The sequence below is a fragment of the Paracoccus sp. (in: a-proteobacteria) genome (genome assembly GCF_047973135.1).
Taxonomy (GTDB): domain Bacteria; phylum Pseudomonadota; class Alphaproteobacteria; order Rhodobacterales; family Rhodobacteraceae; genus Paracoccus.
Window position 1 is genome coordinate 1 of sequence record NZ_JBKEBL010000049.1, and the last position, 3257, is coordinate 3257.

General features: G+C 62.5%; 2 protein-coding genes and 1 pseudogene. All 3 read right to left on the minus strand.

Annotation, left to right across the window (positions count from 1 at the left end):
- A pseudogene (locus ACK5L9_RS04755) lies at positions 1 to 206 on the minus strand (ABC transporter permease); the annotation flags it as partial.
- Between the two features lie 55 nt (positions 207 to 261).
- On the minus strand, positions 262 to 1836 hold the full coding sequence (locus tag ACK5L9_RS04760; RefSeq protein WP_416910304.1) for an ABC transporter substrate-binding protein: 1575 nt from the start codon (positions 1834 to 1836) through the stop codon (positions 262 to 264).
- 76 nt (positions 1837 to 1912) lie between these two features.
- The coding region (locus ACK5L9_RS04765) for a hydantoinase B/oxoprolinase family protein (protein WP_416910305.1) at positions 1913 to 3257 on the minus strand (1345 nt) is incomplete at its 5' end.

Consider the following 3257-nt stretch of genomic DNA (forward strand, 5'->3'; position numbering starts at 1 on the left):
ACATAGCTGAAATATTGCGTCCAGATGGGTTGATCCAGCCCGAATTCGGCGGCCAGGGCCTCGATCTCGGCCTGGGTGGCATTGGGGCCGGCAGCAAGGCCGACAGGATCGCCGGGCAGAAGCCGGGCGATGGCGAACATGATGATCGTCAGACCGATCACAACGGGGATCAGCAGCAGGATCCGCCGTATGATGAAATACAGCATGGAAAGCGCCTTTCATATGGGTCGGGCGGGGACCACGGCCCCCGCCCTGCCGGACTTAGCCAAGCGACAGCGGCCAGGCGTCGATGGCGTTCGAGGCGACGGGGGTGAAGTGGAAATCCTTCACCTGATCGCGCAGCCCAAGGCGCCGCTTTTCCAACACGCCAAAGATATCGGGCGCATCATCGACCAGCAGCTTCTGGAAGGTCTTGTAGATTTCAACGCGCTTGGCCGGGTCCACCTCGGCGCGGCCTGCCTCGATCAGCGCGTCAATCTCGGGGTTGTTATAAACCGCATTCTGCCAGCCGCCATTGCGCGAGGAATGATAGGCCGCAAAGGCGATATTGTCGGGATCGCCGTAATTCGCGGTCTGATAGACGGGGAAGAAATCCGGGAAGGTTTCGGGCGATCGACAGGCCGCAACCATATCGGGCCATGTCATCGACTGGATATCAAGGGTGATGTTCAGCGCCTTGAGGCTGTCAAGCATGATCAGCGCCCAACGTCGCTGTTGTTCCAGCGCCGAGACATGGACCATTTTCAGCGTGAACCCACCCTCGGGATCAGAGGTTTTCGCCATATATTCCCGCGCCTTGTCCAAATCCGTCCGGTAGACCTCAAGATCGGGATCAAAGCCCAGAATGCCGGTCGGCAACGGCCCCTGCATCAGATCGGCATAGCCCGCCGCGTCGATAATCGCCTGATAATTGGTGGCATAGGAAATCGCCTTGCGCAGATTGATATCCGCCAGCCGACCATGGGCGGTGTTCATCTTCATCGAGAAGGTACGATATTCCGGCTCCAGCACCCGCACCACGCCCGGCGTATCGGCAAGCCCGTCCATATCCTCGGATGTCAGATCCACGGCGATATGGCATTCGCCGCGTTGCAGCATCAGCCGCTGCGTCGCCGTTTCGCGGGTGATCTGCCAGATCACGCCATCCAGATTGCCGCCGCCCGCCTGCCATGCATCCTCTGCGCGCACGAGGTGATAGAGCGTGCCGACCTGAAACCGGCCAAGCGTGAAGGGACCGGAGCCCGCCGTATTGGTCATCAGCCAGCCTTCACCGTCATCATCGCCCAGATTGGCCTCGATCACGGCTTTTTCGACAATGGCGATCCATGGCAGCACTTGCAGGAAAGCCGCGAAGGGCGTCGCAAGGTCAAAACGGACCGTGCCACCCTCTGCGGCCACAATGCCGCCCGGAACGACGATATCGCGGATCATCCAGCTATTGCCCTTGGCCAGCCGAAGCGCGCGCTCAAAGGAGTAAACCACATCCTCGACCGTCACCGGATTGCCGGTATGAAACTTTGCCGCCGGGTTCAGCGTGAATGTATAGGTCTTGCCATCCTCGCTGACCTGCCAGCTTTCGGCAATGCCGGGGGCCGGCTCGGGCGGGTTGCCGGTGCTGCGCACCAGCGGGTCATAGACATTGCGCATGAAGAAGCTGGCCGAATAGCCGGTCGCGGTATGCGGGTCGAAATTCGGGATGTCCTGACCCGAGGCGATGATCAGGATGTTGCGGCCCTGCGCGAACATCCGCGTGGGCAGGCTGGCCGTGGCCAGCCCGATCCCCGCCATGGCCAGCAGCCCCCTGCGCGAGATGGTCAGTGCTTTGGAAATCGTCATAATCTTCTCCTGTTGGTTTATTCTTTCATTCAGGTTGCCCGTGACGGCTGAAGAGTCGCCGTCGCGGGCCGGATTGTCAGACCAGGGCCTTGCCGCTGTCCTGCCCCGCGCCGGTCGCGGTGGCGGGGCCATTATTGCGATAGTGCCTTTCGACATGTTCGGGCGTGACAAGCCCAAGCGCAAGGTCGCGCGTGACAGCGGCCTGATCGCGCTGCGCCGGATCGCCAAAGCCCGCACCGCCCGCCAGCACCAGTTCGACGATCTCGGCGGTGTCGTTGATGGTGATCAGCGCGCCGGTGCCGCAATCGCGCAGCAGGTTGCCCGCCGTGTCGCGGACCAGCCCTCGCGCGCCTCCGCCCGGCTGACCGCCGAACAGGCCGGGGATCGGGTTGTCCACGCCCTCGGGATACAGCGCGACCAGCATATCCATGCCGTCCTGATCGCGCTTGCGAAACCGTACGACCTGACCAAGGCCGCCGCGATGCCGCCCCGCTCCGCCGCTGTCGGCCAGGAAGGACTTTTCAAGCACAAGTACCGGCACCCGGCTTTCCATCAGCTCGATCGAGGTATTTGCCGCCGAGGTCGGCCACAACAGCGAGGAATGCCCGTCCTTGCGTTCGCTGCCGCCCTGACCGCCGCCGCAGAACAGCATGTCGGAATAGAACGCGCCATCGGCGTCGCGGCCGTACATATAGGCGGCCACGGCCAACCCGGTAAAGCTTTGCACCATGCCGGGCGCGGCCCCTGACAGCGCCATGAAGATGTTCGGCGCAAGATACCATCCGGTTCTGGTCCGCAGGTTGACCGCCGCCGGATAGGTCGGGTTCAGGATCGAACCCTCGGGCGCGGTCACGGTAAAGGGCCGGTAGCAGCCGGCATTGCCCCGGACCGAGGGCGTCAGCATGCATTTCAGCGGATAGGTCGCATGAGCGGCGGTATAGTTCAGTGTCGCGTTCAGTCCGCCCTGTGCCAACTGCGGCGGTGCGCCGTCGAAATCGACGGTGATCGCGTCGTCCCGGACCTTGACCAGCACCGGGTATTCGATCTTTTCGCCAAGCGGGTTGTTGCTGATCGTGGATCGGTAATCGCCATCCGGGATCGCCCGGATCGCCTCGCGCATGGCCTTTTCGGAAAGCCCCTGCACAACCTCGGCCAGTGCGCTGATGTCATGCATGCCATAATCGCGCATGAAGGCCTCCAGCCGTTCGGCCCCCAGCCTGTTTGCCGCCACGAAAGAGAAGATGTCGCCCAGAACCTGGTCGCCATTGCGGACATTCTTGCCGATCAGGACGATCAGCGACTGGTTCGGCTGGCCCGCATCGAACAGCTTCATCGGCGGGATCTGGATGCCCTCTTCGTAAATCTCGCGGGCGCGCAGCGAATCCTTGGTGCCGCCAATATCCGAGACATGCCCGACCGTG